Below are 4,607 nucleotides of genomic sequence, written 5' to 3'. Positions count from 1 at the left end.
TGCTTGCCCCTGCTGTGATACCTACGTTGCGAATCGCTTCATCCGAGTTGAATTTAAGATCTTTCACCGTCTGTATCAGCTGGGTATTTGGGCATATCGCCCGGCAAATCTCAAATAACTTCTTTGTGTTAGATGAACTGCTTCCACCAATCACCACCATGGCGTCGGATCGTCCAGCTAATTCCTTTGCTTCTGACTGCCTTTCGAAAGTTGCGTTGCAAATCGTATTGATAACAGAAACATGATACCCCTTTTTTTTAAAAAGTGCAAGAACTAGTTTGAATTTATCAATATGAAAAGTAGTTTGGGCCACCACGAAGATTTCCTGCCCTTCACCATCCGGTAGCGCCTCCACCTCTTCTATGCCTTTTAGTGCCGTAACATCGCCCTTTCCCCAGCCCAGGATTCCCTGCACCTCGGGATGCTCCGGGTCACCCATTACAATGACTCTTTCTCCCTTTTCACTGTGCTCCCGCACAAGACGCTGAATCTTTCGTACATAGGGACAGGAGCTGTCCACAATTTCGATATCTTTTCCCTGAAGCAGTTTGTAAATCTCTTCCCCTACCCCATGGGCGCGAATCACCAAAATTCCTTTTTCCAAACGGGACAGCTCTTCCTTTGTCTTTAAAAGCTTAACTCCTCTATCCTCCAGAGCTTTTACCACCTGCTCGTTGTGCACGATGGCGCCGTAGGTGTAAATCGGTCTTCTCTCCGACTCATCCTTCTTCTCTTCCTCGGAAAGAATGCGATAGACTGCATCCACAGCCCGTTCCACCCCAAAGCAAAAGCCTGCACTTTTCGCCAGGACCGCCTCCATATTATTCCTCACTTCCCACACAATAGCTTAACATCTTATCCACTACTTCATTGATGGAAAGATTGCTGCTATCGATTTCAATGGCATCCTCCGCCTTTTTCAAGGGGGCAATGGCCCTGGTGCTGTCTCTGTGATCTCTTTCCTTTACTTCCATAAGCACCTGTTCAAGACTGATTTTTTCTCCCTTTTCCAAAAGCTCCTTCCAACGTCTTTCTGCCCGAATTTCGGGAGAAGCGGTTAAATAGAACTTTTTATTTGCCTTCGGCAAAACCACCGTACCGATATCTCTTCCGTCCATAACACAGGAATGCTCCTTGGCTACATTTCTCTGTAAATCCAGCAGTTTTTCCCGAACACAGCCGTATTGAGAAATCATGGAGGCTCCCTGTCCCAGCTCCGGAGTACGGATGTAGTCCGTACAATCCTCTTTGTTACAAAAAACCTTTTGCTTTTCCCCTTCGTATGCCAAGTCCACCTGTAGGGCAGGAAGTGCTTCTTCTATACTTTTTTCCGCCGTAAAAGGAATTCCTTTTTCGGCAATTCCATAAGCAAGGCCACGATATAGCGCTCCGGTATCTACATAATAAAAGCCCAGGCTTTTCGATAGTAATTTTGCAATGGTGGATTTGCCCGCCCCTGCAGGTCCGTCTATGGCTATTGTGTATGGCATGTGTTCTTCCTTTCTTTTTTTCTGAAAAGCTTTGTCTTACAAACGCTTATCAAAGGTCTCTTCTCTACAGCTTTCTCTTACCGCTCTTCTTATAGCTTTTCTTTTAGCTCTTCTTTTAGCTTTTCTTATAGCTTTCTTATTATTTTTTTATTGCTCTTCTTTTAGGGATCTTCCTGCAGACTGTCCTGCTAAAACACCGGTGGAGATAGCGATTTGCATATTAAAGCCTCCGGTATAGGCATCCAGATCCACCACCTCCCCAGCAAAGTAAAGTCCCGGAACCTTCTTGGCCTCAAGACTTTTCTTGGAAAGCTCCCTGGTTTCCACGCCCCCCTTGGTGACTATGGCTTCCGGAAAGCCTCCCAGCCCCTGCACTGTAAAGGGGAAGCTGTGAAAGAGATTTAAAATCTTCCTTCGTTCCTCTTTCTTCAGCTCCGAGCTTTTTTTCTCTAAAGACACGCCCTGCTTTTCCAAGCGTTTCAGGAAAATGGGATAAAGCTGAGCAGGAAGATATGATTTTAAAAGCTGATAGAGCTTTTCCTTTCCCTTGCTTTCACAGTCTCTTAGGAAAAAGCTGTCAAACTGCTCCTGTCCCATTTCCGCCTTAAGGTCAATAGCGATTTGATAGCTTCCCATAGGAGCTTCGGAAATCTCCGGACTTAAGGCTGCACTGGCGGATAAAACCACCGGTCCTAATAGGCTGTTCTTTTGAAAATATAATTCTCCGGTCTTTTCGTAGAGGCATTTCCCATTTTCATTTAAGATTTTCAGACCGATATGCTTTAGCTTCAGACCGGAAAGCGGGTACACATCCTCCTCCAAAACCTCCATTTTCACCAAAGAGGGATAGGTTTTCGTCACCCCTATAGAAAAGGCCTTGGCAAAGTCGTAGCCGTCTCCCGTGGATCCCGTTGAGGGATAGCTTAGTCCTCCGGTGGCGATAATAACTTTCTTGGCTTCCACCTCCGGAAAATTTCCCTTAATCAGAAAGACATCTCCCTTTTTCCTGATAGAGTCCACCTTTTTATTCAGGCAGACCTTTACCCCTTCCCTTTGTAGAGCCTTCTTCATCCCGTCTGTTAGAGAAAAGGCCTTATTGCTCTCCGGGAAAATGCGGCCTCCCCGCTCTTCCTTCAGCGCACAGCCATTTTTCTCCATAAAGGCAATGGCATCCTGATTGTTAAAGTTCCGAAAGGCCCCCATAAAAAACCGGGGATTTCGAAGGATTTTCTCCATAAAAACGCTCTCCTCACAGGAATTGGTCCAGTTTCCCCTTCCTTTCCCTGTGATAAAAAGCTTCTTCCCCAGCTTTTCATTTTTTTCGAAAAGAACGACCTCTCGATTTCCGGCCTCCTTTTTCCCATAGATGGCCGCCATCATCCCCGCCGGTCCTCCGCCTATGACAAGAATGTCCATAGCCCTCGCTTTCTCTTCTTACAATTTATCTTCCCGCAATTCAGGAAAGATATTTTTTTCTCTCCAAACCAGTCTTTCCTGAATGAGATATCGCACGTTTTGCGAGCGATACTCGTTATGAATAAGAAAGATTTTTATACGGACAAAACAAACATATTGTAAATCGCCTTAATCGCCGCATTGAAATCTTCGTTTTTCACACCGATAATGATGTTGTACTCGGAAGATCCCTGGTCAATCATCTTGATATTGATGTACTCATGAGCAAGAGCAGAGAAAATACGACCTGCCACACCTCTAGAGGACTTCATGCCTCTTCCTACAACGGCAATCAAAGATAAATCCGCTTCCAATTCAATCAGATCCGGATTCACTGCTCTTTGAATCCCCTGTAACACCTTCTGTTCATGGGATTCCAGCTCCTCCTGATGAATGAACAATGTTAAGGTATCGATACCGGAAGGAGTATGCTCTACGGAAATACCGTTCTCCTCGATTACGGAAAGCACCTTTCGAATGAATCCGATTTCCGCATTCATCATGGCTTTTTCAATGTTGATAGAACAGAAATTCTTCTTTCCGGCTATTCCCGTAATGATAAATCTGGGCTTTTTCAGGGTGTTGGCCACAATCATGGTACCGTGATCCTGCGGCGCATTGGTATTTTTAATCTGGATTGGGATCCCTTCTTTTCGCACCGGAAAGATAGCATCCTCATGGAGAACACCGGCTCCCATATAGCTAAGCTCTCGTAATTCTCTGTAGGTGATATAATCGATAACTTCCGGGTTTTTCACAATGCGAGGATCCGCCACCAGGAAGCCGGATACATCAGTCCAGTTTTCATAAAGATCCGCATGAACCGCCGCAGCAATCAATGAACCGGTAACATCTGAGCCTCCTCTGGAGAAGGTAATGGTTGCTCCCTCCCCATTGGCTCCGTAGAAGCCGGGGATTACAGCATAATCCAAGTCCTTTAAGACCTCTCTGGACATCATCTCCGTTTTTTCAAAATCGCAGCTTCCGTCCTCTAAAAAGAAAATCATATCCTTGGCATCCACAAAGGGAAAGCCCAAGAAATCCGCCATACACTTGGCGTTCAAATATTCTCCCCGGGATGCGGCATAGTCTCTGCTCTCTCCTGCCAGAAGCTTCTCGTAAATCTCCTGAAAGTCAGCCTCCAGAGAAATGGACAAATCCAAATCGGAAATAATATCCCGGAAACGATTTTTAATCTTCTCTAAAATTTCCTCTGCGCCGGACTTATTCTGTACCGCATCATATAAAGACAGCAACAAATCCGTCACCTTCGTATCCTTATCATTTCGTTTTCCCGGTGCGGAAACCACAATATAGTGTCTGTCCCGATCCTCCATAACGATTTCTTTTACCTTACGAAACTGTTCTCCGCTGGCGCAGGAGCTTCCTCCGAATTTTGCAATTTTCAGCATCCCTTTTTCCTTCTCTCTTTTATACTTTCCTTCGTTTCAAATTTTTTTATATTTCTAGCTTACCTCTCTCTAAACTTATATGCAGATTATCCCGCCTTCCGCGGAAACCTCCTGATAAGAATAGAAAAAGAATGGGGAAATTGTATCATTTCCCCATTCATAAAACAAGGTATAGAGGGCTTAGTTTTCACTCTCCAAAAATGAAAAAGTAAATTCTACTCATCTATCCCCCAGTAGATTTTACTTCTGC

General features: G+C 44.9%; 4 protein-coding genes. All 4 read right to left on the bottom strand.

Translation table 11 applies throughout. The features are described 5' to 3' along the window. Positions 1-820 (bottom strand): 4-hydroxy-3-methylbut-2-enyl diphosphate reductase (gene ispH / locus RYL27_RS10970; RefSeq protein ID WP_314967177.1); only part of this gene is annotated, 820 nt, incomplete at its 3' end. Between the two features lies 1 nt (position 821). Next, positions 822-1,490 carry a (d)CMP kinase gene (gene cmk / locus RYL27_RS10965; protein WP_183682044.1) on the bottom strand — a complete coding sequence of 223 codons (669 nt, stop codon included), beginning with the start codon at positions 1,488-1,490 and terminating at the stop codon, positions 822-824. A 147-nt stretch (positions 1,491-1,637) separates the two neighbouring features. Then, a complete protein-coding gene (locus RYL27_RS10960; RefSeq protein ID WP_314967176.1) occupies positions 1,638-2,906 on the bottom strand; it encodes an NAD(P)/FAD-dependent oxidoreductase in 1,269 nt (422 codons plus the stop codon). Positions 2,907-3,040: 134 nt separating this feature from the next. After that, on the bottom strand, positions 3,041-4,357 hold the full coding sequence (locus RYL27_RS10955; protein ID WP_007155933.1) for an aspartate kinase: 1,317 nt from the start codon (positions 4,355-4,357) through the stop codon (positions 3,041-3,043). Between the last annotated feature and the right edge of the window lie 250 nt (positions 4,358-4,607).

It is taken from the genome of Oribacterium sinus (assembly GCF_963537195.1).
GTDB lineage: Bacteria > Bacillota > Clostridia > Lachnospirales > Lachnospiraceae > Oribacterium > Oribacterium sinus_A.
This window is presented reverse-complemented; position numbering and strand designations above follow the sequence as displayed.